The organism is Pelagibacterium lentulum (assembly GCF_003992625.1).
In the GTDB taxonomy this organism is placed as follows: Bacteria; Pseudomonadota; Alphaproteobacteria; order Rhizobiales; family Devosiaceae; genus Pelagibacterium; species Pelagibacterium lentulum.
Window position 1 is genome coordinate 49,975 of the sequence record NZ_RZMW01000029.1, and the last position, 25,265, is coordinate 75,239.

General features: G+C 59.0%; 27 protein-coding genes. 3 read left to right on the forward strand and 24 right to left on the reverse strand.

Going from position 1 to position 25,265, the window contains the following annotated elements:
• Positions 1 to 4: 4 nt before the first annotated feature.
• From EO133_RS07415 to ccmI, 8 genes are all read right to left on the reverse strand, one after another.
• Positions 5 to 1,429: a sensor histidine kinase gene (locus tag EO133_RS07415; RefSeq protein ID WP_127072013.1), complete on the reverse strand. Its 1,425-nt coding sequence runs from the start codon at positions 1,427 to 1,429 to the stop codon at positions 5 to 7.
• A complete protein-coding gene (locus EO133_RS07420; RefSeq protein WP_127072014.1) occupies positions 1,422 to 2,093 on the reverse strand; it encodes a response regulator transcription factor in 672 nt (223 codons plus the stop codon). Before EO133_RS07420 ends, EO133_RS07415 begins: the two co-directional genes overlap by 8 nt.
• A gap of 70 nt (positions 2,094 to 2,163) precedes the next feature.
• Positions 2,164 to 3,678 (reverse strand): Do family serine endopeptidase, encoded by a 1,515-nt coding sequence (locus tag EO133_RS07425; protein WP_127072015.1) that lies wholly within the window; start codon positions 3,676 to 3,678, stop codon positions 2,164 to 2,166.
• A gap of 125 nt (positions 3,679 to 3,803) precedes the next feature.
• Complete coding sequence (locus tag EO133_RS07430) at positions 3,804 to 4,559, reverse strand: sulfite exporter TauE/SafE family protein (protein ID WP_164734922.1); 756 nt, start codon at positions 4,557 to 4,559, stop codon at positions 3,804 to 3,806.
• Between the two features lie 155 nt (positions 4,560 to 4,714).
• Complete coding sequence (locus EO133_RS07435) at positions 4,715 to 5,185, reverse strand: cytochrome c-type biogenesis protein (protein ID WP_371870921.1); 471 nt, start codon at positions 5,183 to 5,185, stop codon at positions 4,715 to 4,717.
• Positions 5,182 to 7,158, reverse strand: a complete 1,977-nt coding sequence (locus EO133_RS07440) for a heme lyase CcmF/NrfE family subunit (RefSeq protein ID WP_127072017.1) — start codon at positions 7,156 to 7,158, stop codon at positions 5,182 to 5,184. Before EO133_RS07440 ends, EO133_RS07435 begins: the two co-directional genes overlap by 4 nt.
• Positions 7,155 to 7,622, reverse strand: a complete 468-nt coding sequence (gene ccmE / locus EO133_RS07445; RefSeq protein WP_127072194.1) for a cytochrome c maturation protein CcmE — start codon at positions 7,620 to 7,622, stop codon at positions 7,155 to 7,157. The genes EO133_RS07440 and ccmE overlap by 4 nt, the downstream gene beginning before the upstream one ends.
• 13 nt (positions 7,623 to 7,635) lie before the next feature.
• Positions 7,636 to 8,721, reverse strand: coding sequence for a c-type cytochrome biogenesis protein CcmI (ccmI, locus tag EO133_RS07450; protein WP_244640811.1), 1,086 nt, complete (start codon positions 8,719 to 8,721; stop codon positions 7,636 to 7,638).
• A gap of 118 nt (positions 8,722 to 8,839) precedes the next feature.
• On the opposite strand from ccmI, the gene EO133_RS07455 reads away from it, so the two are divergent.
• Both EO133_RS07455 and EO133_RS07460 read left to right on the forward strand, forming a co-directional pair.
• Positions 8,840 to 9,904, forward strand: a complete 1,065-nt coding sequence (locus tag EO133_RS07455) for an FAD-dependent oxidoreductase (RefSeq protein ID WP_127072018.1) — start codon at positions 8,840 to 8,842, stop codon at positions 9,902 to 9,904.
• Positions 9,901 to 11,898, forward strand: a complete 1,998-nt coding sequence (locus EO133_RS07460) for an FAD-dependent oxidoreductase (protein ID WP_127072019.1) — start codon at positions 9,901 to 9,903, stop codon at positions 11,896 to 11,898. The genes EO133_RS07455 and EO133_RS07460 overlap by 4 nt, the downstream gene beginning before the upstream one ends.
• Positions 11,899 to 11,903: 5 nt before the next feature.
• Here EO133_RS07460 and EO133_RS07465 read toward each other — a convergent pair whose 3' ends face one another.
• From EO133_RS07465 to EO133_RS07530, 15 genes are all read right to left on the reverse strand, one after another.
• Positions 11,904 to 13,148 carry a hypothetical protein gene (locus EO133_RS07465; RefSeq protein ID WP_127072020.1) on the reverse strand — a complete coding sequence of 415 codons (1,245 nt, stop codon included), beginning with the start codon at positions 13,146 to 13,148 and terminating at the stop codon, positions 11,904 to 11,906.
• Between the two features lie 250 nt (positions 13,149 to 13,398).
• On the reverse strand, positions 13,399 to 13,878 hold the full coding sequence (locus EO133_RS07470; RefSeq protein ID WP_127072021.1) for a hypothetical protein: 480 nt from the start codon (positions 13,876 to 13,878) through the stop codon (positions 13,399 to 13,401).
• A gap of 144 nt (positions 13,879 to 14,022) precedes the next feature.
• Complete coding sequence (locus EO133_RS07475; RefSeq protein ID WP_127072022.1) at positions 14,023 to 15,375, reverse strand: sensor histidine kinase; 1,353 nt, start codon at positions 15,373 to 15,375, stop codon at positions 14,023 to 14,025.
• A gap of 5 nt (positions 15,376 to 15,380) precedes the next feature.
• Complete coding sequence (locus tag EO133_RS07480) at positions 15,381 to 16,040, reverse strand: response regulator transcription factor (protein WP_127072023.1); 660 nt, start codon at positions 16,038 to 16,040, stop codon at positions 15,381 to 15,383.
• Between the two features lie 24 nt (positions 16,041 to 16,064).
• Positions 16,065 to 16,364: a hypothetical protein gene (locus EO133_RS07485; protein WP_127072024.1), complete on the reverse strand. Its 300-nt coding sequence runs from the start codon at positions 16,362 to 16,364 to the stop codon at positions 16,065 to 16,067.
• 171 nt (positions 16,365 to 16,535) lie between these two features.
• Positions 16,536 to 16,772, reverse strand: coding sequence for a head-tail connector protein (locus EO133_RS07490; protein ID WP_127072025.1), 237 nt, complete (start codon positions 16,770 to 16,772; stop codon positions 16,536 to 16,538).
• 144 nt (positions 16,773 to 16,916) lie between these two features.
• Positions 16,917 to 18,158, reverse strand: a complete 1,242-nt coding sequence (locus EO133_RS07495; RefSeq protein ID WP_127072026.1) for a phage major capsid protein — start codon at positions 18,156 to 18,158, stop codon at positions 16,917 to 16,919.
• Positions 18,159 to 18,175: 17 nt separating this feature from the next.
• Positions 18,176 to 18,658 carry an HK97 family phage prohead protease gene (locus EO133_RS07500; protein WP_127072027.1) on the reverse strand — a complete coding sequence of 161 codons (483 nt, stop codon included), beginning with the start codon at positions 18,656 to 18,658 and terminating at the stop codon, positions 18,176 to 18,178.
• Entirely contained in the window at positions 18,658 to 18,816 is a 159-nt protein-coding gene (locus EO133_RS20195) for a hypothetical protein (RefSeq protein WP_164734923.1), read from the reverse strand. Before EO133_RS20195 ends, EO133_RS07500 begins: the two co-directional genes overlap by 1 nt.
• Before the next feature lie 2 nt (positions 18,817 to 18,818).
• Positions 18,819 to 19,019: a hypothetical protein gene (locus EO133_RS07505; protein WP_127072028.1), complete on the reverse strand. Its 201-nt coding sequence runs from the start codon at positions 19,017 to 19,019 to the stop codon at positions 18,819 to 18,821.
• Positions 19,020 to 19,215: 196 nt separating this feature from the next.
• Positions 19,216 to 20,376 (reverse strand): phage portal protein, encoded by a 1,161-nt coding sequence (locus tag EO133_RS07510; protein ID WP_127072029.1) that lies wholly within the window; start codon positions 20,374 to 20,376, stop codon positions 19,216 to 19,218.
• Positions 20,377 to 20,725: 349 nt separating this feature from the next.
• The gene (locus EO133_RS07515) at positions 20,726 to 21,160 is read right to left on the reverse strand and encodes a type II toxin-antitoxin system HicB family antitoxin (RefSeq protein WP_127072030.1); all 435 of its coding nucleotides are present in this window, start codon (positions 21,158 to 21,160) and stop codon (positions 20,726 to 20,728) included.
• Between the two features lie 12 nt (positions 21,161 to 21,172).
• Positions 21,173 to 21,361, reverse strand: a complete 189-nt coding sequence (locus EO133_RS07520) for a type II toxin-antitoxin system HicA family toxin (protein ID WP_127072031.1) — start codon at positions 21,359 to 21,361, stop codon at positions 21,173 to 21,175.
• A gap of 52 nt (positions 21,362 to 21,413) precedes the next feature.
• Positions 21,414 to 22,715 carry a DNA-packaging protein gene (locus EO133_RS07525; protein WP_244640813.1) on the reverse strand — a complete coding sequence of 434 codons (1,302 nt, stop codon included), beginning with the start codon at positions 22,713 to 22,715 and terminating at the stop codon, positions 21,414 to 21,416.
• Positions 22,702 to 23,091 carry a hypothetical protein gene (locus tag EO133_RS07530; RefSeq protein WP_127072032.1) on the reverse strand — a complete coding sequence of 130 codons (390 nt, stop codon included), beginning with the start codon at positions 23,089 to 23,091 and terminating at the stop codon, positions 22,702 to 22,704. Before EO133_RS07530 ends, EO133_RS07525 begins: the two co-directional genes overlap by 14 nt.
• Before the next feature lie 169 nt (positions 23,092 to 23,260).
• Here EO133_RS07530 and EO133_RS07535 point away from each other — a divergent pair, with 169 nt between their 5' ends.
• Positions 23,261 to 24,247 (forward strand): M23 family metallopeptidase, encoded by a 987-nt coding sequence (locus tag EO133_RS07535; RefSeq protein ID WP_127072033.1) that lies wholly within the window; start codon positions 23,261 to 23,263, stop codon positions 24,245 to 24,247.
• A gap of 79 nt (positions 24,248 to 24,326) precedes the next feature.
• On the opposite strand, the gene EO133_RS07540 is transcribed toward EO133_RS07535, so the two are convergent.
• The gene (locus EO133_RS07540) at positions 24,327 to 25,220 is read right to left on the reverse strand and encodes a LysR family transcriptional regulator (RefSeq protein WP_127072034.1); all 894 of its coding nucleotides are present in this window, start codon (positions 25,218 to 25,220) and stop codon (positions 24,327 to 24,329) included.
• Positions 25,221 to 25,265 lie beyond the last annotated feature (45 nt).

Sequence of the window (25,265 nt, forward strand, 5' to 3'; positions counted from 1 at the left end):
CATATCAGGCAGCAGGAAACGCAATAACCGCCTTTGCTCCCGGATTGTTATCCTCAAAATGCACCGTGCCCTTATGCAGCCGGACGACCGCAGAAACCAGCGCCAATCCAAGCCCGGCGCCCGGCTCTGTCCGGCTCGTCTCAAGCCGTGCGAAGCGCTCGAAGACACGGTTGCGATCTGGTTCGGGGATGCCTGGTCCGTTGTCGGCCACTTCAATGAAAATCCTCCCCGCTTCGCGTTTGAGCGAAATGACGATGCGCCTTTCACCCTCATGTCCGTCCGGCAGGTACTTTATTGCGTTTTCGACAAGATTTACAAGGGCTTGACCGACAAGTTCCCGGTTGGCCTGCATTCTGACGCCCGGCTCGGCCTCACATGTCAGGATGATCCCCGCATCCTCCGCCACCGGCATGTAAAGTTCGGCGACATCTGCAACCACCGCGCTTATGTCGGTATCGGCAAAGGCGCCGGATGGCGTTCCGGCCTCTGCCCGCGCGATCAGCAGCAACGCGTTGAACGTCCGGATCAACTGATCGGACTCGGCAATCGTTGTCTCAAGTGCCACGCGCTGCTTTTCCGGGTCGGCATTGTCGCGCAAGGCAGCCTCGGCCTTGTTGCGCAAGCGGGTCAGCGGCGTCTTTAAGTCATGGGCAACGTTGTCGGTCACTTCCTTGAGTCCGGCCATAAGCTGTTCGATCCGATCGAGCATGGCATTGAGGCTGGTTGCCATGGCATCGAACTCGTCGTTCCGGCCTGTGACCGGCACACGCTCGGAAAGCGAACCCGACATGATCTTGGCAGACGTACTGTTGATCGCCGCAATGCGCCGCAACACATAACGGGCAGTCAGCCCGCCCGCTGCAACCGAAAGGGCGAGAATTGCCAAGGCACCCCACGCAAAAGTGGAAAAAATGATTTCTGTAAAGCCCCGCCTTTCGCCCACGTCCCGGCCCACCACGAGCTTCAGTCCATTGCTCAATTCAAGCGAATGAACGATGGCTGTGCCCGTTGTCGATTCCACGCCATCAGCATCGCCGTAGATTTCCAGCCCACGCTCATAGGCCAGATCGTAACGGCCCGCCTCGGTCAGAATAAGGGTCGGAAAATTCGAGACATTGCCTGCCAGCATCTGACCTGTCGCATCGCCAAGATAGTAGATGCCGGGGCCAGGACGATCCGCCAGCCTCTGCACTGCAAAGGCCACCGTGCGCAAACCGGCCTCATCGGACAGCAATTCGATCTGTGCGATCTCGCGCTCGATCGAATGGCTCTGCTGACGCTGTATCTGGATCGACGTGTGGTATGCAATGAAGGCCAGCAACACGACGGCAAACACCACGAAAATCGCGATGAACATCATCGTCAGACGTACCGTCGTCGTACGCCAGATGTTGCCAAGGGAATACTGTCTGGTCGAGGTGTCAGTCACGGATCACATATCCGGCGCCGCGCACGGTCTGAAGCAACTGTTTGTCGTGGCCTTTATCGACCTTGGCCCGCAGCCGCGACATATGCACGTCGATCACGTTGGTCTGGGGGTCGAAATGATAATCCCAGACATTTTCAAGCAGCATTGTCCGCGTCACTACCCGCCCCGCGTTCTTCATCAGATATTCGAGAAGCCGGAATTCGCGCGGCTGTAGCAGAATGGGTTCGCCCGCCCGCGTCACCTTGCGGGACAATCTATCCAGTTCCAGTTCTCCGACCCGATAAGTCGTCTCGGCTTCCGCGGGTGTCGCGCGCCGCGCAAGCACCTCTATGCGCGCAAGCAGTTCGGTAAAGGCGTAAGGTTTGACGAGATAGTCATCTCCACCTGCGCGCAGGCCGGTTACTCGGTCATCGACTTCACCAAGCGCAGAGAGAATGAGTGCAGGCGTATTGTCGTCCTCGGCCCTGAGCGATTCAATGATCGAAAGCCCGTCGCGCCGAGGCAACATGCGATCCACGATCAGCACATCGTAATCCATGCCCGAGGCCATGGCGTATCCTGTCTCCCCGTCGCTCGCGTGGTGGGTGACATGTCCGCATTCATCGAGCGCCTGTATCAGATAGGACGCAGCTTCCCTGTCATCTTCAATCAGCAGGATTTTCACGACTTGCCCCAGGAGATTGGTGCCGGTCCCGGCGGCAAATGCCGGGACCGGTGCTTTTGGTCTGTTGGCACTATTCTTCGATCGGAATACCTACGAAGCGGACAGCGCCATCACGGGAGATCTTGAGCGGAATGGCCGAACGGCCACTGTCGCGCACGCTTTCGACCGCTTCTTCAAAATCGTTGGCCGATGCGATGGTCATGCCATTCGCTTCCAGGATCACGTCGCCACGCATGATGCCGCGGGTTGCTGCCGGGCTGCCGGAATCGACGGCCTCTACAACCATGCCCTCGCCTTCGGCATTGGGCATCAGCGTTATACCAATGCTGGAAACCGCGGGTTCAGCTTCGGCTTCGGGTTCTTCAATTTCGGTCGAAGGCACGGCCGCCAACTCTTCTGCCAGGCGCTCCAGAGTTACCGAAATGTCGATTTCGTCGCCGCCGCGGATGATTCCAAGTTCAACGGTCGTGCCCGGCATTTTCTGGGAAATAACGCGCGACAGTTCGCGACCCGAACGAATGCCTTGACCGTCGACAGAAACGATAACATCGCCAGACTCCACGCCGGCTGCGGCAGCAGGGGCGCCCTCGATCGGCTCGGTCACAAGCGCACCATTTGTATTGGCAAGGCCAAGACCGGCTGCGAGATCGTCATTGAGATCTTGCAGCGACACGCCAAGGAAGCCGCGCGTTACAACGCCCTCATCACGCAACTGGCTGATAACCTGCTCGGCAACGGAAGCGGGAATTGCAAAAGCAATGCCGACATTGCCACCGGAGGGCGAGAAGATCGCCGTATTGACGCCGATGACACGACCATTGATATCGAAGGTAGGACCGCCCGAATTGCCGCGGTTAACCGCAGCGTCAATCTGCAGGAAATCGTCATACATGGAAGCGTTGATGTCACGACCACGGGCCGAAACAATCCCAGCGGTCACAGTGCCGCCAAGACCGAAGGGATTACCTACGGCAACAACCCAGTCGCCTACGCGGGCTTCTTCTTCGGCAAATTCGACATATGGCAGATCGCTGCGTTCTTCCCGTACCTTGAGCAAGGCAAGATCGGTGCGAGGATCGAGCCCCACAACGTCAACAGCCAACTCAGTATCATCGCTGAGCAGAACGGTAACTTCGGTGGCGTCTTCAACAACGTGATTGTTGGTCACGATATAGCCGTCAGCAGAGATAATGAAGCCGGAACCAACAGCCTGCATGAACTGGCGCGGACGATTAGGCCGCTCGCCCCGCGGAGCATTGAACGGCTCTTCAAACTGTTCAAAGAAGCGGCGCAACGGATGGTCGTCCGGCAGGTCGGGGAACTCGAACTGGAAGTTCGGGCCGCCACGGCGTTGAACCATACGGTCGGGCACTTCGCCGCGAACCTGGATCGAAACGACAGCAGGGCTTACCGCTTCTACGAGATCGGCGAACCCGGTCATCGGCACACCGACTTGCGAACCGACCTGGGCATTCGCGGTCTGACCCGGCAGGAAGTTCATCGCAACGGCGCCTGTGGCAACGGCAATCGCGAGAGCCGATGCAACAATCAGCTTGCGCGGAGGGGTGGAAAGCAGATTGGGCATGTGGGATGGTCCTCTCTCATTGGTATGAGCTGGTGCATTCGAGACCTATTATGTAGGTAACAAAGTCTTTCCGCACAGTGTCGGCTTCATTAAATCTCCGTAAGGGTGAGGCGCGATTGTGGCAATCATGGCCAGATTGCAGAGCGCAACAGGTTCAAGGCGACAAGAGTCAGAACGGCTTTGAAGCCGACACGAAATGTCCTTTCGGGCATACGATGGAGCAGATGACTGCCCAGCCAGGTCCCTAGAAACCCGCTGGCAATCATCGCAAGCATGAGTGGGAGGTACTGGCCGAAGGCAAATCCGAACAGGGTGAATGCCGTGACCTTGGCCAGGTTATTGATGGTCATGATCATCGAGTGTGTCGCAACGACATCCCGGCGGTCCGTTAGCGATTTGAGAAAATTGGCGACAAGCGGACCTGTAGCACCGATGATCATCCCAAGCGCTGCAATCGCCGTCCCGCCAAAAAAACTGGCAAAAGGGCCTCTGACGGCAACCTTGGGTTGTGGCCCCCAGACGCTGTAGAGAATGAAAATCCCGATTGCTGCCAGGAATACGGACTCAGGGAGCGCAACTGCCAGACTTCCCCCGAGTAGAGAACCCAGAACCATTCCGAGCCCGATCCAAAGGATCAATTGCCAATGAATGTAGGCTTTCAGCATCAGAGCCCGGAAACCGTTCGAGCCGAGTTGAACAAACCCATGGAACGGAATCACCACCGTTGGGGTAAACACCATCGCCAGCCCGGCCAACATCATGATACCACCGCCCAACCCCAAGCTGGCGGTTATCGCCGACGTAAAGAAACTGAATCCCACAAACGCGAATGCAAGGCTCAGGCTCAGGCCTTCCGGCAACAGTACGGTTATATCGAACACGGCGGTTTCCCCCTCTATTCAGACCGGGGGTACAACCGGCACTTCATCCCGGCAAGCGATATGGCACGATGGGGGCTCTCACGGCCCGAGAGGGCCAGGAGTTCCCCGAACATGTCCAGCAGGAGTGGCAAACGGTTGTGCGCTTCGGAAGCGTTTTACTCGTTCATCAGCTGATCGAGCGCCTTTTGCTCCTCACGGGTCAGTTTTGGTCCCTCGGGCTTGGGCCGACCGGACCTGCGCCGCGCGCCAATCACAACAAATATCAGCCCGATCAGCAATATTACAGGCGCTGCGCCCCAAAGCACGATGGTATGCAGTGCCATGACGGGCCGCAGCAGAACGAATTCGCCATAACGCGCAACCACATAGTCGATGACTTCGGTATCGCTGTCGCCGGTCGCCAGCCGCTCGCGGACCAACAGACGCAGATCTCGGGCCAGTTCAGCGTCGGAATCGTCAATGGACTGGTTCTGGCAGACCATGCAGCGCAGATTGGCCGAAATGGCGCGGGCACGGGTTTCGAGAAGTGGATCGTCGAGCAGCTCATCGGGCGATAGCGCCATTGGAGCCGCGCTTGGCAGCACAAGCAGCACGGCAATCAGTAATCCGCGAAGCAAGCCGATCATGTTGCTACCTCCTTGGCCTTGGCTTTTGCCCGCCGGGGCGCGCCGATCCGCATCCGGCGATCGGTGAGCGAGAGAAAGCCTGCGCCGGCCATGAAAATGGTACCCAACCATATCAGTACGACATAGGGCTTATGCCAGAGCCGAACCACACGCCCCGTCTCGCCCATGCGCTCCCCGAACTGGATATAGACCTGCGTGAAGCCATAAGTATTGATGCCAGCCTCGGTCGTCGGCATTCTTGAAACAAGATATACCCGCCGTTCAGATGTCATTTCCCGAACGCCCCCACGCGGCGAAACTACGGTGAACTGGCCCTGATCGGCGGTATAGTTCGGTCCTTGAACCACCTGTTCGCCTTCATAAGTGATTTCATAACCCGCCAGATCGATGGTCTGGCCGGGCTGCATGGCAGTGACGATTTCAGTTTCATATGCCGTGGCGCAAACGATCCCGATCACTGACACACCGACGCCGAAATGGGCGATAGCGGTCGAATACACCGAGCGCGGCAAACCCCTGAAACGTTTCATGCCTTCGCCAAACCCAACCTTGCGAAACGCAGCTCGGTCGATCAGTTCGGCAACGGCCCCGACCATAACCCAGATGCCGATGGCCAGCCCGATGGGCGCCATGGAGACCGGGAAGCCCAAAAAGGCAAAGACAATCAGCGAAATAATCAGCGCCGCTATGATCGCGCCGGTCAACCGTTGGACGACGCCGACAAGATCGCTGCGCTTCCAGGCCAAAAACGGGCCGAACGGGATCAACAGCAGCAACGGCACCATCAAGGCGCCGAACGTGAGGTCGAAAAAGGGAGCCCCTACCGTGATCCTTGCCCCGGTCAGGCTTTCGAGCACCAGCGGATAGAGCGTACCGATCAACACCCCCGCGGTCGCGGTGGCCAGGAACAGATTGTTGAGGATCAACGCGCCTTCCCGGCTTACCGGCGCAAACAGCCCGCCTTGCCGCAGCGATGACGCACGCATGGCAAATAGCGTAAAGGCGCCTCCGATCAGTACCACCAGCATGGCCAGAATGACCGTCCCGCGCGTCGGGTCCGAGGCGAATGAATGTACCGATGTCAGAATGCCCGAGCGCACGAGGAACGTGCCCAGAAGGCTCAGGGAAAATGTGATGATGGCGAGGAAAACCGTCCAGACCTTCAGCGCGTTTCGCTTTTCCATCACAATGGCAGAGTGAAGCAGTGCCGTGCCTGCCAGCCAGGGCATGAAGCTTGCGTTTTCCACCGGGTCCCAGAACCACCAGCCGCCCCAGCCCAGTTCATAATAGGCCCAGTATGAACCCATCGAAATACCAAGGGTCAGAAAGGCCCAGCTTGCCAGCGTCCACGGACGCACCCAGCGCGCCCATGCCGCATCGATGCGGCCTGAGATCAGCGCCGCAATGGCAAAAGAAAAGCAGATCGAGAACCCGACATAGCCCAGATAGAGCAAAGGGGGATGAATCGCGAGGCCGATGTCTTGAAGAACAGGGTTAAGCTCAGTTCCATCGCGCGGAGCCGGATCGAGCCGCCAGAACGGATTGGACGTAAACAGCACGAAGGCCGAGAACGCGGCCACCATCAGGCCCTGGCTCGAAAGAACCAGCGTCGAAAGATCACGCGGCAACGAACTCGAAAAGGCCGCCACGCCTGCCCCGAACAGCACGAGGATCAGGATGAACAGCAGCATCGAACCTTCGTGGTTCCCCCAGACGCTCGTGACCTTGTAGAGCATCGGCTGGATGGAGTTGGAGTGCTCGAAAACCAGCCTGACCGAAAAATCCGACACGACGAACGCATGGGTCAATGCGGCAAAGCTCAGCCCAACCAGCAGAAACTGCAAGATGGCCGATTGCTGCACAAAGCGCGCCGGACCTTCTCCGCTGCGCCAGAAGCCAAAGCCGATCACGGCCTGCGCCAGCGCCAGAACAAAGGCAAGGATCAGCGTAAAATGGCCGATTTCGGTAATCACTGATACGTCCCTTCGCCATAGACGGTCTCATCGTCTTCGCCTTTCCAGACACCCTCCATACGGAGCGTGTCGGCGACTTCGCGCGGCATGTAGTTCTCATCATGGCGGGCCAGCACGTTGGTCGCAAGGAATGTACCGTCAGACTGTATGCTTCCCTCGGCCACAACGCCCTGCCCTTCGCGGAACAGATCCGGCAAAATACCGACAAAGCGCGCGCCGATATCGGTTTCCCCGTCGGTTACGACAAAGACGCTGGTTTCTCCGTCTTGTTCCCAGCTTCCGTCCACCACAAGCCCGCCTAGCCGGATGGACATGCCCGGCGCAATGCCCTGTTCGATGATTTCGCTGGGCGAATAAAAGAACATGATCTGATCGCGCAGCGCGGTAAGGATCAACCCGGCCGAAATGGCCAGCACGACCCCAAGGCCCGCAATCACACTCAAACGCTTCTGTTTCCGCGTCAAAGCCACGTCGTTTCTACTCCGTCGTCAATCCCAGTTCCTGCGCCATATCCTGCAACGCAATCCGGTCCATGCCGTCAACTTCTGCAAGTGCGCGCGAAAGATCGTCCTGTGCTGCATCGGCGCCATCGAGCACGTTGCGTGAGCGGACAAGCTGCATCCATTCTCCGACCGATCCGCCCTCGTCATATAGCCTTGCGGCCAACCCTTCCACCATGCCCCGGATCAAAACATCCTGAGTGGCATCGGGCACAGGTTCATCCAGTTGTCCAACGAACAGCCCCGCCTGCGCTGCCGAAAGGCCGGATTGCGCCGTTGGAATCCATGGCTCCTCACCGGTAGCCAGCGATAGCAGATATTCCCACGCCGGCACGGCTTCCTCAAAGGCCCCGATGCGGGTCAGTTCACCTGCGATGTAAAAGCGTGAGCGAACATGCTGGCTGTCGCGTTCGGCGGCGCTTTGCAACAACCCCATCGCTTCCGCGCTCAACTCGCCATCATTGGCCATGATTATGGCCTCTGCAAGATCGGTTTCCCGGTCCGCCGTCGGCTCCTCAAGGCTCAGGACACGTCGATAGGCATTGGCAGCTTCCTCAAAGCGGCCGGCCTGCATATAGATTGGCGCCAGTGCGAGCCACCCGCGAATATCGTTGGGTGTTTCCTCCATCCGCGCCTCAACCTGGGCGATGGCGGTTTCCAGCGTCAATTCCTGTTCGGACCCGGCAAAGCTGCGTTCTGCAAACGGCTGTGCAGGCAGATCGGCGCGGCCGATAAGGACGTAAAGCCCGATGGCGGCAATCGCCGCGATTGGCAAACTGGCGAGAACTACGCCCGTTGCAATTCGGCTGGTGCCCGAGGATGGCGCGGCCTTTTTGGCGCGCATGACTTCGCGGGCAAGCTCGGCCTTGGCCGCAATCGCCTCGGCTTCCGAAATGCGGCCACCCGCGAGATCTTCTTGGATGCCCTCAAGCTGACTCTTATAGAAAAGACGCGCAGCTGCATCGTCAGGCGTCTCATCCTGATGATCCTGCCGCTTGCGCACCGCGATCAGCAGAGCGACGCAGCAGGCAATTGCCACACCAATTGCAATTATCCAGAGCAATGCGTTCCCTAGCCCTTGAAAACAAACACGATCCTGCTTCTATAAGCGAAATCGTCACAAAATGCAGGTGGTTGCGGTAGCGCGCTTTGCCGCACCATAGGAGATATTTTATTTCGCCATGCCTGATACGCCGCAAACCATAGCCGTTGTCGGCACGTCTGTATTTGCCGCCTTTCTGGCAGGTTTGCTGGCCGGGCACCATTCAAAAGATGTTGTTCTGATCGCTTCCGTTGCGAGCCCTCATCGCCTGCCGCGCTCGATTTCGCTCTCTGTTGCACCGGTGCTTCGGCCCGAGACATGGCAGGTCGCTATTGCTCAATGGCCTGAAACCCGCAAGCTGCTTGCCCGGATCGGCCCCGAAATTGTCTCGCGCACCGATCCGGTTATCGCTGCCAGCGGGCTTGAGGCAGAAACAGCGCTATCGCATCTGCGCCATCTTGCCGCTGGCTTCGGTTTTGCCACCGAACCGGTCGCCCCGGCACCTGGCGATGGGACCAATGCGATTCGGATGCGAGATGTGGAATGGATCGATCATATCTGGCTGTCGACTTATCTGCCCGCGTGGCTTGAAACCACTGGCGTTCGATCCATCCTGCCGCAAGTCGCACAGCTATCGATCAAACGGGACGGCAGTGGCCGGATTGAGGATCGCAGCGTGGATTGCGTCATTCTTGCTGACGATGACGCTATGATCGCCCATATCGCTCCTGAAATTCTCGCCGAAGTTGCCCAGACGACAAGCGCTCTGGCCGTTTTGAGCGAACCGTCACCCCGACAGTCCATGGCGCATGTAATGCGCCTGGACAGCGCCACTTCGATCTACCAGCAGGCCGATGGGAGCCTGCTTTGCCATGCCCTTGATCCCGATGGCTTTGGCGAAACACGTATCGCCAATGCGTTCGCCGCATCTGCAAATACTCGTCAGGCAGCCCGTGTGCGTTATGAACGTTTACTGTCCCATGACGGCGCGCCCCTGATCGGCTCCATGCGGCAGTTCCGCGTTTGGACCATGAGCGCATTGGGTGGTCTCGATCTCACGCTTGCGCCGATGTTGGCGCGCTTTGTGGCGGGTGTTGCCAGCGCTGAGGAAATGGAATGGTGCGTTGCGCGCCGCCCCACCCGCTCCTTTGACCGGAGCAGCGTGGCGGAGTTGGCGCTGAAAGCCCACGAGCGTGCCGCATGACGCTCAATCGACGGCTCATCCAAACCGGCGCAGCGGACTTTTCGCGTCCTGTCGTCGATCTGCACCAGCCAATCCGGTTCCATCTCGATGGACGGGAAATCAGCGGCTATGCCGGGGACAGCGTTCTTTCCGCCGCCATCGCAAACGGCATCGACACAGCCGGAATGTTCCGGAACAGCCCTGTTGCGCTGGACACCCATAGTGCTCCGCCTGTCGCGCTTAAGGGCAATGAAAGACGCCCCGACCTGGCCATGCCCATGGCCCTTTGTCCGGCAATTGATGGCGCACGCTATGTCACGCGGGGCAGGCGTATGCGACGCTCCCCCCTTGGGCAGATTACACAGGTGCTGCGCGGTAGGCAGAACAGTCTTGACCTCGATCTCAATTCGGGCCTTTCCGCTCCTGTCCTCTGGATGCAGACACCTGCCGCGCAAGCCCTCTCGGCAGATATCGTTGTCATCGGCGGCGGCATTGCAGGGCTTGCCGCCAGCCTTGAAGCCGCTAAGCATAAGGCTTCGGTTATCCTTGTCGACCGGAACCCGACGCTTGGCGGCATTGCGGCCCTTTTCGGTAAGGTCGAGGGCCAAATGCCGCCCGCCGAGCTTATTGCCGATCTTACCCGGCAGATATCAGACCATCCGTCCATAGCGGTGTTCTCAGGCACCGAAGTCTTCGAGATTGCCGACGGCACGGCCCATGCCATTCGTACCGTGACGGAAAATGGTGCGCCTCGCCCCGAGCGGCTGGCGATCTCGGGCAAACACATCGTCATGGCAACCGGCACGGAAGAACGCCTGCCCGTCTTTCCGGGCAATCGGTTGCCGGGTGTCATGGGGTCCGGTTTTGCCTGGAGCCTTGCAGCCCATTATGGCATCTGGCCGCGCGAGAACGTGCATCTGCACACGCTGACCGGCGCGGGCTATCGGTTGGCGTTGCTCGGCACCGATAGCGGCCAAACCATCAAGCGAATTTCAGATCCGCGATACGAACCACAGACGCGCTTTATCGACTATGCCAAGGCTTACGGCTTCCGGCTGTCATGGGGTCGCGAAATCGATAATGTCAGTTTCACAGGCCGAATGGGTGCCAGGCTTGCGATTGTTCATCGTGATAGCGAACGGCATGTCGTTGTCGGCGACCCTGTTCTGACCGACGGCCTCATTATTTCAGGCGGCTGGCAACCCGCGCTTTCGCTCTGGCTGGGCGCTGGCGGGACCGTCACATGGAACAGCCGCACCGGTCAGGTTGTCGCGACAGGCAGTTGTGGCAATGTTGTGCTTGCCGGTTCTGTGGCGGGGTTTCTCAGTGCGCCCGGCTGCCAGCAATCGGGTGTTGCCGTTATAGACTGGCTCCTTCTTGGCAACGAGGCGACAATCGAAGACCCACAGATCGACCCCATGTTCGAGACAACCGATAGCGCGCTGACCGTCGCGCCTCCGATGACTGGCAACATGGCGCCTGCGTTTCTCAGTCCTGGCCCGGCTACACTTTGCCTGCCCGAACCGCAGACCAATAGACTTTACAAGTTCATCGCGAGCCCCACGCCCAACGTCATATCTTCTCTGCCCCGAGCGCTTTCGGATCTCGACCTTATAGGCGCGTTGGCCACAGGTACGATCAATGGGGATGAGCTTGAGATTATCGCCCGCGAGCGGTGTATCCTGCCACGCGGTTTGCGCGCACAGCAGGGAAAGATGCCCGGTCTTTTGCCGGCATCCGATCCCATGCCGACTTATCTCATCGGCCGGTTCGGGTCCAATCAGACGCTCTGGAGCCTGTCGACAGGCAGTGGCCGGATATTCGATCCCGGATGCCTTGTCTTTGCCAACAGCGACGACCGCTCGCCGCTTTCGGCAGTCGGCGTAATCGTCCGTCAGGATACGACCGAACGTCCTCTCGCCTTGATGGCGCATACCGGCCTTGGGGAGGGTGATACGATCTTTGTGCGGGACGGGCTGGTGTCGGTTCCGGCCTGGCTTGGCGAGCGGTTTTAGCGGTCCTAACCCTGTGCGATCCGCTTTTCGGCACCGTCGCGCGCTTTGCGCAGAATATCGGCATATTCCGGGTTGAAGCGGATTTCTGCCATTTTGATCCCTGCTTCGAGGCGCTCGCGCAAAACACTATCGACCGGATTGGCACGGAATGTATCGAGCGCCCGTGTCACCAGCACTTCCAGTGCCTGACCGGTTTCGGTCCAGGCCTGATCGAGCAAAGCATTGACCGCAAGCGAGTCCCGGCAACGGCGAACGACGGTCAGAAGATAAAGGCCGTTGAGCGCCGCAAGCACTTCATCGGGATCAACGCGGTCAGCGCCATCGCGCGGACGGCGCAGCGATTGCGTGACGCTAGGGCTGACTTCACGTATCGGACGTTCAAGACGTTCGGAAATGCGGCCAATGAGCCCGGCAATCGTCATGCCCCATTCCGATTTGCGTTCAATCTCGACAATATTGTTTATCGCGCGCATTAGCCGGTGGTAGCGATCCACCGCCCGGCAGGCGAGATCAAGGTCGTTGAACACGCCCGGCTGTGCCGCCAACAGGCTGATCTGGCTTTGCGCATGGGAAAGCATTGCCTGAACCAGCGGCGCATATTCCGAACTGCTTACCAGTGAATCGCTTTTACCCCCAACCAGCTTGACTGCGGCGGCCATAACGCGACTCGGATTGGAAATATGTCCGACCATCGCCTGCATCCACAGCGCGCGGGTTATCGGATTGGTGATGGTTATGTTCTGAAGCGCCGTTGCAACGATGGCTTCGTCCTGCAGTTTGCCAATGCTCGTGCCGAAGGCGGCGGCCTGTTGCAGAAGCGGGCGACGGCGCATAGCCATGATGACAAGGGCCAGCTTGGCACGATGTTCATCGCCGCCCATCTGGATAGTATTGCGGCGCTCGAGTTCGATATCATCCTGCTCGGCATCCAGAATGGCTTTAAGGTTATCCAGGATTTCCGTTATGACGAGATCGAAGGCAGCCACCGGCTCTGAGCCCGAGGCAATTGCCTCACGCAGGCGCTGACTGGCCTCCTCGGCCACATCGCGCTCGATCCATGACCAGATCGAAGCCGCAACATCACGCTCGATCGCGCCGGGGAATTCATAGTAGATCGGCCCTGAAACCAGAACACTCTCAATAGCGGCAAGAAATGCGGCTTCGGAAACCGGATTGCCTGCCCGCGTCGGGCGCACGTTGGCTTTGCCTGCGGCGGCTTGCTGGTCCTGCGGTGATTGGCCCTTTTGCATAAACGTCCCGGCTCTCTTGCAGTCTGGCACGGCACCGGACGTTGGCATTCCAGCATACGCTTTGGAGCCGTGGCGAAAACGATGGACTGAGGCGGATCGGCGCTGAACTGCGAATCAACCCGGAATCAAAGCCCTGCAATGAGCGTACCGCCTGAGGGTAAATAATTTTTGTATATATCGTTTAAGGAGATATCAAAACGCCGGACCTGCTGGCCCGGCGTTATCACTATCTGTGAGGACCAACTGCCGATCAGGCGTCCACGACGTTCCATGCGCCGTCGGTTTCACGGCAGGCGGTGCCAGCGCGGGTATAGGTTTGACCGCTAACGGTCACGCGATGGCTGAACTCACGGCAATCAAGGTTGTTGACCCGGACATAGGGGCCAACGGAAACCTGACCCGAAGAACCGCCGGAGGACCAGCTCCGCGGCGCGCCGGGACGTCCGAACTGAAGCGCATAGAATTGCGCATCGGTTGCAGCCGAGCGCGCGCCTGCACTGAGCAGTGGCAATGCCGTTGAATCAATATAACGGAAATCGCCCTGGGTCAGGCGCGCCTGCTGAATCTGGGGCTCGGCCGTAACCCTGGGCTGCGGAAATTCCGGCTGGGTCAAAGTAGCAGGCATGGAGCTTACGGTTGGCCCTTGGGGCGTTGGCATGGTCCCTGTGCGCGCACAACCGGCAAGAACAAGCGCAAGACCGGCAACGATAACTAACCTCGTAATATTCATTGCATTTCCCTTTTTGCGGACTTTTGGTCCAAAGCTTCTTAAAACCGCCCACCCAGGACCGCAGCAATACCATGTTTGCCGGCCCAAAGGGCGAAAAACCAAACTGTAACGCCGTCTATATCCGCCATTGCGGCCAAATTGCGTTTAGTGCCCCGAACGCGCGGCTGGCAGTACCAAAACGGCTTTAACCCCCCCGAGTTCCGAGCGAGACAAAGAAAGCGCGCCCCCATAAACGTCAACAAGTTCCTTGACGATATCCAGACCAAGTCCACTGCCGGGTGTTTTTTCATCGAGCCTGACACCGCGGCGCAACACTTGTTCAACCTGTTGCTCGGACAGTCCCGGTCCATCGTCTTCGATGCAGATCACCACCTGCCGGGTTTCATCTTCTATCGAGCCTGCGGCGGACAGAACGACATTCGAGCGCGCCCATTTGCAGGCATTGTCGAGCAGGTTGCCCGCCATCTCCTCAAGATCACTTTCATCGCCGCGAAACCACGGTGTGTCCGGTGCAATTTCAATCCCGACATCGAGTGACTTGTGCAGTTTGCCCATGACACGGCCCAGCCGATCCATGATCGCGGAAGTGTCGGAGCGTTTACCGACAACCGAAGAGCGCGCCGCAAGCCGGGCCTTGTCGAGATAGGTCGAAACGATGCGCGACATATTCGTTGTCTCGATCATCACCGATTGCGCCAATTGCGATTTCTGCCCGTCGGCCTCGTTGCGCAGCACCGCAAGCGGCGTTTTCAGCCCGTGCGCCAGATTGCCGACCTGATTACGCGCGCGTTCAATGATCTGGCTGTTGGAGCGCAGCAATTCGTTGACTTCATCGGCAAGGGGGGAAATCTCCTGAGGGAACGCACCCTCGACCGCAGGCGCCTCGCCCTCGCGCACTGCTTCCACTGCCTCGCGCAGTTTTTCGACGGGTCGCAACGCAAAGCGCGCGATCATCGCGCTCATGCCCGCAAGCATGATGCCGACCACACCAAGCACGATAAGTGCTTGCCCGCGAAAGGCTATGACACGTTCATCCACGTCCGAGAGATTGCCTGTCACCAGAATGGAGACCCGGCCCACCGATTCAACGTTGATAACACGCTCGACCGCGCGCAGGCGTAGGCCAGTGGCATCTTCAATGACTGCCGAGCGCATGGTGCCGGAGAAATCGGCCGTCAATTCGGGCAGAACCGTACCGACAAGCGAAGGGGAAAAATTGATGATCTGGCCAAGATCGTTTCGGATTTGCCAGTACCAGCCCGATGTAGGGCGCGTGAACCGGGTGTCGGCCACCGCCAGTTCCTGTGAGGATGGCGACTGGGTTTCCAGCGTTTGGCCGACAAGGCTCGAAATGTGGAAATCGAGGCTTTCGCTTAAATCCCGGTCAAGTGCCTGAGAGTAAAGCTCGGTCAAAAGGAACGCTGTTGCGACAAGCGCAATGATCAGCCAGCTTGCAGCGAGCCAGAAAAGCCGAAATGCTATCGAGCCACGCTGCATATCCGCTATTCGGCCAGTATCTGGTAGCCGAGACCCCTGATGGTCTGAATGAGATCTTCAGGCAGTTTCTTGCGCAAGCGCCCAACAAACACTTCGATGGTGTTGGAATCGCGGTCAAAGTCCTGATCGTAGAGATGCTCGGTCAACTCCGTGCGCGAAATGACCTTGCCGCGATGCATCATCAGATAGGCGAGAAGCCGGAACTCATGCGATGTCAGCTTGATCGCCTGCCCATCGACCGTAACCCGCCCGGCCTTGACGTCGAGGCGTACCGGACCGGCCACAATTTCATTGGATGCATGACCGGCAGCGCGGCGCACCAGCGCGCGGATGCGGGCCAGCACTTCTTCCATATGGAAAGGCTTGGCCACATAATCGTCGGCCCCGGCATCGATGCCCTGCACCTTGTCGCTCCAGCGGTCGCGCGCGGTTAAAAGCAGCACCGGCATGGTTTTGCCGTCGCGCCGCCAGGCTTCAAGCACGCTGATCCCATCCATTTGCGGCAGACCGATATCGAGCACCACCGCGTCATAGGGTTCGGTATCGCCAAGAAAGTGCCCATCCTCGCCATCGGACGATGAGTCAACGACATATCCGGCATCGGTGAGTGCTTCACACAATTGCCTGTTCAGATTCTCATCGTCTTCCACAACAAGGATACGCATGGCCGCCCGCCCTATTTATCGTTGCTATTGCGCGTTCAGCGTCAGATTGCGCGCTTCGCCCGATGATTCCAGCACCGCAAGCACATATACCAGCCCCCCGCCCTGTTCGCATACCCGCACGTTGAGCACCTGGGTCGAGGGCGAAATGCCCTCGCGCGCCAGAACGCTTGCGACAGGCTGGATACGCCCCTCGGCCAGCGCTGCCTGAATGGTGGAATTGTCCCAGCAGCCGCCCTGCGCAAAGGCTGCTCCCGAGCCGGCGGGAGCAAGCAAAGCTGCGGTGACAATCACAGATAAGATGCGGCTAAAAAGAGCGTTTTTCATAGCCGCATCTTTAGCGCGATCTTTCTGAACTTCAAATGAACGTTTGCGTTCATAAAGCGGCGACTACCTGATTGTCAGGCCCGTCCGATATCGGTTTTGAGGCCGCGCCGCAGAAAGATCACGGCAAGCGCTTCCATAATAAGCTGGGTGCCGGAATAATCCCCGAAGGCTTCAACAGGCGATTATGCCTTTGACACACCAAGTCGAATCGGGCCAGGCGTCGAGCACGACCCGCCAGGTCTGGCGCAGCAATGCACTGCCGGTAATCGCTTCAAGATGGGTCCGCGCAGCGGCGATCAGGCTTTCGATCAGCCCATCCTCTGCATCGTCCTCAATGCGCAAATGAGCCTTGGCCTGGGCGAGCGAAATCGGCTCGTCCACCGGCCCGGCAACAAGATAGGAGGCCATAGAAATGTTCTCTTTGATTATTTGGTTAGGATTTCAGCCCGAGGGAAAGGGCGAACTGGACCCCGGGATAAACCCCGGAGTGACATCTGCAGTGATCTTACCGCGTTGCAAAAAAGCGCCGTTCGCAGTCCGCCCTCAGCCGTTCTAGCTCTCGCTAAACTTCAGCAGCTTGATCGCGTCATAATCGGCAATTCCTCCGCCCACGCGCTTGGTCGTGTAAAACAGCACATAGGGCTTGGCCGAATAAGGGTCGCGCAGGACGTTCACGCCCTGCCGATCCACGATAAGATAGCCGCGGCGGAAGTCGCCAAAGGCAATCGGGGTTGCGTCGACATCAATATCGGGCATGTCCTCGGCCTCCACCAGCGGAAAGCCCATCAGCGTTGCACGGCCGTCGGCGCGGGCAGCGGGTTGCCAGAGATAATTGCCATCCGCATCCTTGAGCTTACGGATCGCCCCCTGCGTGCGCCGGTTCATCAGCCAGGTGGCATTCTGGCGATAGCCCGCCTTGAGCGTATAGACGAGATCGATCAGCACATCCGACGCATCGACCGGATCGACAGTGCCGGAAAAGCTACCATCGACGCCGGTTGGGACATAGCCGAGCTTGTTCCATTCCCAATCGCCTTCCGGCACAATATCGGCATCGAGAAAGCCGGTCGGCTTGTTGACGCCATCGCCCAGAATGAACGCTGCCGTTTCCTGTTCGGCAAAAGCAGCATTGACCTCCTCTGCAATCCACTGGCCCACATCGACCGCCGCATCGTCGAGGAAGTTTTGCGTTGCCGCCGGCATGGCGTAAAGTTCAGTCGTTGGAAAGCTCAGCTCGTCGAGCACCTGGCTGTTGGTCTGGCTGCGGGCTGTGGTTTCGCCGACCCAGCCCACCTGTGGACCCGAGACCGTCACCGGGCGCTTATAGATGGAGCCGGAGACCCGCCGCACCCCGCAGATTGCGCGCATCGGGGAAATCGCGGCCAGCAGCCGGTTGATTTCGGTTTCCGTTTCAGCGGGCGCGAGATAGCCGCCATCCTCGCTTGAACCGACCGAAAGCGCCTTTTCCTCACCGCGCTTCACATAGGCCGAAAAGGCATCCTTATATTCATCGCCGCCACGCACGCGCCCGGCTTCCAGCGTTGGACGTGCCTTTTCGATTGCGGCCCTGTCGAGAGCCGCCTTCTGCCCATCGAGCAGGGAATTGAGCCGTTCAAGCTTGTCCTCGATCAACACATCTGCGCTGCCGCGCTTTTCCAGCGTTTCGATCCGCTGGTCGTTTGTGGATTTGAACTCCTCGAAGGCCGACATGAATTCGGCAAACATCGTGGTGACATCGCCAGCGGGAAGGGCCGCCGCCTTGTTCTCAAGGCGCGGTTCGATAGATTTTGTCATTCCTGATCCTTTTGGAATTAAGACTTCAAAAGCCTGGTGGCTGCACCCAGCGAGGCGGCAAGCCGACTGCCCGGCGCGGAGGCAATCCGCGCCGCATCCATCATCGGAAAGGTAACGATGGATATTTCCCAGAGATCGACAGCCCAGAGCCGCCGAAATCCGCTGCGGGGTTCGCGGGTGGCACGCACCGCCCGAAACCCGATTGAAAGCCCGTCAACCGCGCCCTGCGCGATCAGGGCCTTGAGGCTGGCGGCGCGTGGCACGCCATCGAGCAGCCGCCCGGACACTCTGAGCCCGAACGCATCCTCCTCGATCGTATCCCAAAGCCCGATCGGCTCTTTCGGATCGTGCTGGAACAGCAACCGGACAGCGCTTGGCCTGCGCTTTGCCAGCGAGCGGGCAAAGGCTCCGGCCATGACAATATCGCCGCCCTGATCGACTTGCCCGAACACCGAGGCATAGCCGGAAAACCGGCCATCGGCATCGATTGCGACCGCCATCAGCCCAACGCCTTTTTGCCGGCACTTTCGGCCTTGCCGCGTATCGGCCGCGTGCCGGCCCCGTCCTGCTTTAACCGCCCCGCAAGGTTCCAGGCGAATTGCCGGAACACCTGATCGGCCTCGGGTTTGGCAAGTTTGCTCGTTTTGGCTTTGCTCATGTTCAGTCCCTGTCTTTTGATGATGCGCTGAAAAGCCGGTTGAGATGGGCGATCTCGGTCACAAAGGTATTGAACCGCCGGTTGGCCGCAGCCACTTCCCGCAACAGCAACAGCGCCGCCGCGCTCGCACCGCTGGCCCACAAAAACAGCGCCAGATGCGCCAGATCGCCCTTTTCAAGCACCGTGCGTGTGATTTCATCCATTGGGGTTACTTGTCTTTTGAGTTGCTGCCGCTTGGCTGATCATAGGGCCCCCCTCTCCCCTTGAGGGAGAGGGGCCGGGGGTGAGGTGTTCATGAGAGTCAGCAAAGCGACCCCTCATCCGACCTCTCGCTGAAGCGAAAGCCCACCTTCTCCCTCAAGGGGAGAAGGGTAGCGACGCACAGCCCTGTCCTCTCCCCTACCTCCCGAACCCCAGCAATTCCCGCTTTTCCGTGTCGGTGAGAAACCTCGCATTATCGATCCGCTCCCAGTCGAGTTTGCGGTCGGCGGCAAGGGCTTCGATGCCGTCAAAATCGGGCAGCAAAACCGCCCCGTCAAAGCCGGGCGATAGCCATTGGCTGAGCGATTGGGTCACGGCATTGACCATGGGAATAATTGTCTGCCGCCAGAGTGCCCGGCTCGCCTCGGCATAATTTGCGTAGGTGTTGTCGCCCGGTATGCCGAGCAGCATCGGCGGTACGCCAAAGGCCAACGCGATTTCTCGCGCCGCCGCATTCTTGGCGTTGAGAAAGTCCATATCCGATGGCGAAAGCCCGATGGCCTTCCAGTCCAGCCCGCCTTCGAGCACCATGGGTCGCCCGGCATTGATGGATCCAGAAAAGCCGTCTTCCAGTTCGGTCTTCAGCCGTTGATACTGGTCTTCGGTCAGGTTGCCTGCCCCGGCGTTGTAAACCAGCGCGCCGGACGGCCTTGCGGCATTGTCGAGCAAGGCCTTGTTCCACTGGGTTGCCGCATTATGGGTTTCAAGGCTTGCCTGTGCCACCTGCAAGGGCGCCATGCCGTAATGGTCGTCAAGCGGATCGAACAGCGACAAATGCAGCACCCGGTTGATCGGGCCGTCCTCCAGCATCAGTTTTTGCGTCTTGCCACCGGCTGTATAGGCATAGCCGACCGGCCAGCCGTCACGCCCTGCGATTACGCTCATCCGATCCGGCCGCAGCCCATAGATGCCCTTGACCGCACCATCGAGCATCGCTGCATCGAGATAGGCATTGCCTGCCGTCAAAAGGTACGCATAGGTTTTTTCCAGAAGCGCCGCGCCAGTCTCACGCCGGTTAGGTTGCGCCAGAAGATCCAGCATAGGATGGGTCGTCAGAACCGCTGCTCCGTCCCGCACTTCCAGCGGCACCCGCGCGGCGGCTTCGGCTACCATGCGCACGCAGCGATAAACCACCGGGTTGCGCGCAAACCCCTCATTGGCCAGCGCCGCAAAGCCCTTTTTGGCCGAGATGCCATCGCCCAGATGCGAAAGCGTAAAAAGTGTCTGGCTCCCTGCCATCTTGGTTTCAGACGGCAAGGGTGATCGCCCGGCGAAAAGCCGGTTGAACCAGTTTGGCATAGCACTGATGTCCTTGAATTTATTTGTGGTCAGATGTGTCGGCTCAGGCTCGAAACCGCACCGAAAGCGCCGGCTTAATCTATATCAATTCTGCTTTTCAGTGAATCGCAGCTTTGATCTAAGTCTTTGATTTTTCGCGCGTCCGAACCGGAAAACCGTTTCCACCCTCGCATCAAGTCCAAGGGCATGCTTTTCCTGGACGCGCTCTAGCCAGCCCGGCCCTGGCCGCATTTTTCCGACCATGCCATAACCATACCCCAGCGCCGTGACGCGGGGATAAGTTTGGCAGAAAAAATTGCTCGCTGAATTTCGGGCAATAAAAAACCCCGCTGGATGCGGGGTTTAGTGGCTATGTGGCATCGGGAAAATTCATGTCGAAGCGCAACGGCTCTCCAAGAGCCTTGAAGGCTTCTTCAAGACTGTCGAGTCTTGAATTATGTTCCAGCCGGAACAGGCGATCCACATGCTCTCGTTTGCAGCCAAGCGCACGCATCAAATCGGCGCGTGTCCAGCCTTTGGCCCGCATGTTCATGTAAAGTGCTGCCTTGAGCAGAACAATTGCTGGCAATTCAACGAACCGCCCCTGCTCCAGGGACGACGAAAGCGGAACGGGAATGCTTTCGCCGCGCGCAATACGTCCTGCGATTGCCTCTTCGATTGCATTGCGAGCGTTTTCGCGAGCCTCTTGCTGTGTCTCGCCAAAACTTACCACTTCGGGAAAAGCAGGCGCGGCAACCAACCACGTATCGTTGTCGTCCGGTGTCAGGACAACTTCATACCACATACCGTGTCCCTTCTATTTGAGGTTCAGGTCCTTTTTGATCTTGTTGACCAATCCTGTACCGAGTTCTTTTCTGCCGCCGTGCATAGGCAATTGTGAAGTCCTGCCATTCAGATGCACAGTAAGATGGCCACTGCCGCCACGGTGGGTTTCAAAGGTACAGCCCTGTTTGGCTAGCCATCTTTTCAGTTCGCTGGCATTCATAAATATACGCTATTCCACACATCTGTTGAAGTCAACACAAGTGTGGAGCACCTCACCACCGCACCCTTGGCACAGCGCCATCGCGCAGCAGCAACTCGCTCAGCGCCCAGACAAGCGCGTCCAGCCGGTCGGGGGAATGGCCCTCAGCCAACCCGTCCGGCCCGAAGGCGCAAAGCTCGTCCTCAAGCTCGGCCAGCATCCCCACATGATGCACGCGGCCTTGCGCATAGAGCGCGGCGACCGGCTCGGCCCGCACCCATTTGCCGCGATTGGCGCGCACTGCTTTGACCGGCACCAGCGCGTCGATCTGGTTGAAGATTTCGCGCACCAGATCGCCGCCCTGATTGACCTCGGCAATCACCGCATCGGCACCGAATTCATGGAACGCCTTGATGGCCACGCGCGCCCAGCCCATGGGCGTCACACCCTTGATGGTGCGGTCGGCCAAAACCACCGCGCGCGTTCCGCTCCGGCCCGCAACGACAATGCCGCAGGCATCCGATTTCGGCCCGCCTGTCACTGGCGGGTCCACCGCCACGACGATACGTTCAAGTTCGGGCGCGGTTTCGAGCCGGGCGGTATCGATATCGACACGGCTCCAGAGCGCGCCGGGAATGTCCTCGATCATTTCGCCCTCGATTTCCTGTCGTCCCAGCGCGGTGCGACCGTAAAGCTCCTCAATCGCCGCCAGAAAATTGGGCGCCAGATTTTCGGCATTCGCCGTTGTGGGCATGCGCGTCACCACCGTGCGCTGCGCCACCATCAGCTTTTTTAAAAGACGTGTCGCTTTGGGGGTTGTCGTCACCAGTTGGCGCGGCATCGGCCCCAGCCGCAGCCCGAATTGCAGCATGTCCCAGGTTGCTTCCGCCTTGGGCCATTTCGCCAGTTCGTCGCACCATGCTGCGGCAAATTGCGGGCCACGAAACCGGTCCGGATCGTTGGCCGGCAGCAACAGCCCCTTGACCCCATTGGGCCAGATCACCATTGACCGCGCGGCATCGAACCGTGGCCGGTTTTGCGGCGGATGGACTTCCAAAAGCCCCGAGGGGCCTTCCACCATCACCGCACGTGCCTCGCTCATGGTTTCGCCCACAAGTGCGATCGGTGAGATGGGCCGTTCGGAACAGGCCAAACCCCGCACCCATTCGGCGCCGGCTCGTGTCTTGCCCGAGCCGCGTCCGCCAATCAGCAGCCAGGTCATCCAGTTGCCTTGCGGCACCTCCTGCAACACATTCTGCCAGATACCCCAGTAATACTTGAAAAGCTCGATTTCCTCCGCGCTGGCTGTCTCCACCGCATGGATCATCGCCGCCTTTAGCTCGGGCGTCAGCTTTGGCAGCTCATTCGGTTTCAAGGGCGCGCACCTTTGCCAAAAGCCGGTCACGGACATGGGCAAGTTCGGGGCTGATCTGGGTTGGCTGGTTGTCCTTGGCGGCATTAGCCTTGTCGAGCGCAATCAGTCTGTCCATGGTCTTGGTCATGGTTTCAAGCTGGCGCAGTTCGCTCTCGCTCATCAGTCCGTCCTTTTTGATTTTTTCCTCCAGCGCCGCGATCTGCCAGGCAATGAGCTTCATCATGCGCGCGACAATCGCGCCTGCCGTGGCATCGGGCACGGGCTTGGGATAGTTCAGTATGTCCTGGATCGACATTGCACTGTCTTTGAACAGGGAAAAGAAGGGATGGTGAGCGTGGCGCGGTCCAGTCCCTACCGGGCGGAGGGAATCCGGCATTTCTTTCGCCGCATCTCGCTCACCATGCCATGACTGTACCCCCATTGTGTCACGCGGGGATAAGTTTGCTGGCTGCTTCAGTTCCGTATTAAAGATTGAGCAAACCCGCCGATCTTGCTTTATCACATGCCCAATTGAACGGACAAAAGCCCCCACCGAGGAAGATGTTATGCGCATTCTGCCTGCCATTGCCGCCATTCTGGCTCTTGTCACTCCGGCCCGTGCCGACGAGCAAGCGATTCTCGAAAAGGGCCGTAACGCGACCGATGCGTTCATCGCAGGCAATCTCGATCATCTCTGGCAGGCGATGACGCCGGGCCTGCAGGCGGTGTTCGGCGAGCGGGCGGGACTGTCGAGTTTCCACGAGCAAGTTCTTGCCGGCCTTGGAGAGCAACGCGAAATCGAGAGCGAAACTGTCTCCCTGGAAAACGGGTTCAATATCTACCGCCAGGTTGCCGGATGGTCCGAGACCCCGACCGGCGTGATGACACAATGGAGCTTCGATGCCTCAGGCGCAATTGCCGGCTTTCTGATTACGGAGGTCCAGGGGGCAGCGTCGGATTATCTCGATTATGAAACACAGGCCGATCTGCGCCTGCCCTTCAACGGGGAATGGTATGTGTTCTGGGGTGGGCGCGTGCTCGAAGACAATTACCACATAATCGATGTCGGGCAGCGCTTTGCATACGATTTCATCATCCACGATGCGGATGGTAATTCCTATTCCGGCGAGAAGGATCGGCTTGAGAGTTACTATTGCTGGGGTGCGGAAATCCTTGCGCCCGCCGATGGCCGCGTCATTGCGGCCGTGGGCGATTTGCCCGACCAATTGATCGGAGAAACCGACGCTCAGAACCCGGCGGGTAATCACGTCATCCTCGAACTGGCCGAGAACGAATATGCCTTCCTCGTGCATCTACAAGCGGGCAGCCTGAGGGTGCGAGAAGGCGATACAGTCAGCCAGGGCGATGTTCTGGGGCTTTGTGGCAATTCGGGCAACACGTCCGAACCCCATTTGCATTTTCACCTGCAAACCACCCCGGACCTGATGAATGGCGAGGGGCTTCCAGCCCAGTTCCAGTCCTATCTCGCCGATGGCGAACCCGTGGATCGCGGCGAGCCAATCCGCGGCCAGATCGTCGCGGCGCAGGATTAGTCTTGGCGCCCAATTCGTGATTCCCTCAATGGTCGTCCCTGGGCTTCGACCCAGGGATCTTTCTTTGCCGCAGAAGGTCTCAACCACCCCGCACATTCCGGCGCGAAAGCTCCTCGTAAAGCGCATCGTAAACCAGCCGGATTCGGCGGCTGGTATGCAGTTCTCTATGCGTGACAAGCCACATCGGCGCCTTGATCGGCTCCATATCGGGCAGCAATTCCTCTATGCCGGTCATGTCCTTGGCGGCCTCGCGAAACATGATGCCGATCCCGTAGCCCTGCCGGACCAGTTCCCCGTTTATCATCACGCTCGCGCAGCGCCAGCGTATGGTTTCCTCGCGCAGCGGGATGCCGCGGGCGGCCAGTTCATCGATCAACATCTGGTTTTCGGGAAAACCGATGATTGGCATATTGGCGATATCTTCGGCACTTTTGGGCCGCCCGATCGCGTCGAGCAGTTTTGTCGCCGCATAGAGCCCTACATCGCTGTCAGGACATCGGCGAGCTATAAGGTCGGGCTGGTCCGGCTGCATATGGCGCAGCGCAATATCGGCCTCGCGCCGCATCAGATCGTCGATTGCGTTGGTTGCGATAACCTCGAGCACGATCCCCGGCGCCATCATGTTGATCCGGTGCAGGAGCGGTGGCAGGACATAGGCGGCGACAAGATCGATGGCCGTGATCCGCACAATACCCTCGATTGTGGACGATTGGCCCGAAGCGGCCAACCCGATCCGGTGCGCCGCTGCGCCCATTTCGCGCACATGAGCGGCAAGCTCGCGCCCCGCATGGGTCAATTGCAGCCGCTTGCCCACGCGCTCGAACAACAGCAGCCCCAACTCGTCCTCCAGTGCCGCGATCTGCCGGCTCAGCGTGGGCTGGGTCAGCCCGATTTGCCGCGCAGCTCCAGAAAGCGTGCCCGCTTCCACGGTCGCGAGAAAGGCCCGCATGTGGTTCCAGTCAAAATCAGCCATGGCGCTTATGCAATTCCGTATATCGAAACTGCCAAAATACACGAT

Bases quoted from the DNA above. Each gene is read 5' to 3' on its own strand.
- EO133_RS07515 (WP_127072030.1), bottom strand. From the start codon at position 21,160: ATGTGGTATGAAGTTGTCCTGACACCGGACGACAACGATACGTGGTTG.
- EO133_RS07480 (WP_127072023.1), bottom strand. From the start codon at position 16,040: ATGCGTATCCTTGTTGTGGAAGACGATGAGAATCTGAACAGGCAATTG.
- EO133_RS07490 (WP_127072025.1), bottom strand. From the start codon at position 16,772: ATGGCCTCCTATCTTGTTGCCGGGCCGGTGGACGAGCCGATTTCGCTC.
- EO133_RS07460 (WP_127072019.1), top strand. From the start codon at position 9,901: ATGACGCTCAATCGACGGCTCATCCAAACCGGCGCAGCGGACTTTTCG.
- EO133_RS20195 (WP_164734923.1), bottom strand. From the start codon at position 18,816: ATGAGCAAAGCCAAAACGAGCAAACTTGCCAAACCCGAGGCCGATCAG.
- EO133_RS07540 (WP_127072034.1), bottom strand. From the start codon at position 25,220: ATGGCTGATTTTGACTGGAACCACATGCGGGCCTTTCTCGCGACCGTG.
- EO133_RS07465 (WP_127072020.1), bottom strand. From the start codon at position 13,148: ATGCAAAAGGGCCAATCACCGCAGGACCAGCAAGCCGCCGCAGGCAAA.
- EO133_RS07435 (WP_371870921.1), bottom strand. From the start codon at position 5,185: ATGATCGGCTTGCTTCGCGGATTACTGATTGCCGTGCTGCTTGTGCTG.
- EO133_RS07510 (WP_127072029.1), bottom strand. From the start codon at position 20,376: ATGCCAAACTGGTTCAACCGGCTTTTCGCCGGGCGATCACCCTTGCCG.
- EO133_RS07485 (WP_127072024.1), bottom strand. From the start codon at position 16,364: ATGAAAAACGCTCTTTTTAGCCGCATCTTATCTGTGATTGTCACCGCA.
- EO133_RS07425 (WP_127072015.1), bottom strand. From the start codon at position 3,678: ATGCCCAATCTGCTTTCCACCCCTCCGCGCAAGCTGATTGTTGCATCG.
- EO133_RS07495 (WP_127072026.1), bottom strand. From the start codon at position 18,158: ATGACAAAATCTATCGAACCGCGCCTTGAGAACAAGGCGGCGGCCCTT.
- EO133_RS07535 (WP_127072033.1), top strand. From the start codon at position 23,261: ATGCGCATTCTGCCTGCCATTGCCGCCATTCTGGCTCTTGTCACTCCG.
- EO133_RS07520 (WP_127072031.1), bottom strand. From the start codon at position 21,361: ATGAATGCCAGCGAACTGAAAAGATGGCTAGCCAAACAGGGCTGTACC.
- EO133_RS07530 (WP_127072032.1), bottom strand. From the start codon at position 23,091: ATGCCGGATTCCCTCCGCCCGGTAGGGACTGGACCGCGCCACGCTCAC.
- EO133_RS07470 (WP_127072021.1), bottom strand. From the start codon at position 13,878: ATGAATATTACGAGGTTAGTTATCGTTGCCGGTCTTGCGCTTGTTCTT.
- EO133_RS07505 (WP_127072028.1), bottom strand. From the start codon at position 19,019: ATGGATGAAATCACACGCACGGTGCTTGAAAAGGGCGATCTGGCGCAT.
- EO133_RS07455 (WP_127072018.1), top strand. From the start codon at position 8,840: ATGCCTGATACGCCGCAAACCATAGCCGTTGTCGGCACGTCTGTATTT.
- EO133_RS07500 (WP_127072027.1), bottom strand. From the start codon at position 18,658: ATGGCGGTCGCAATCGATGCCGATGGCCGGTTTTCCGGCTATGCCTCG.
- EO133_RS07475 (WP_127072022.1), bottom strand. From the start codon at position 15,375: ATGCAGCGTGGCTCGATAGCATTTCGGCTTTTCTGGCTCGCTGCAAGC.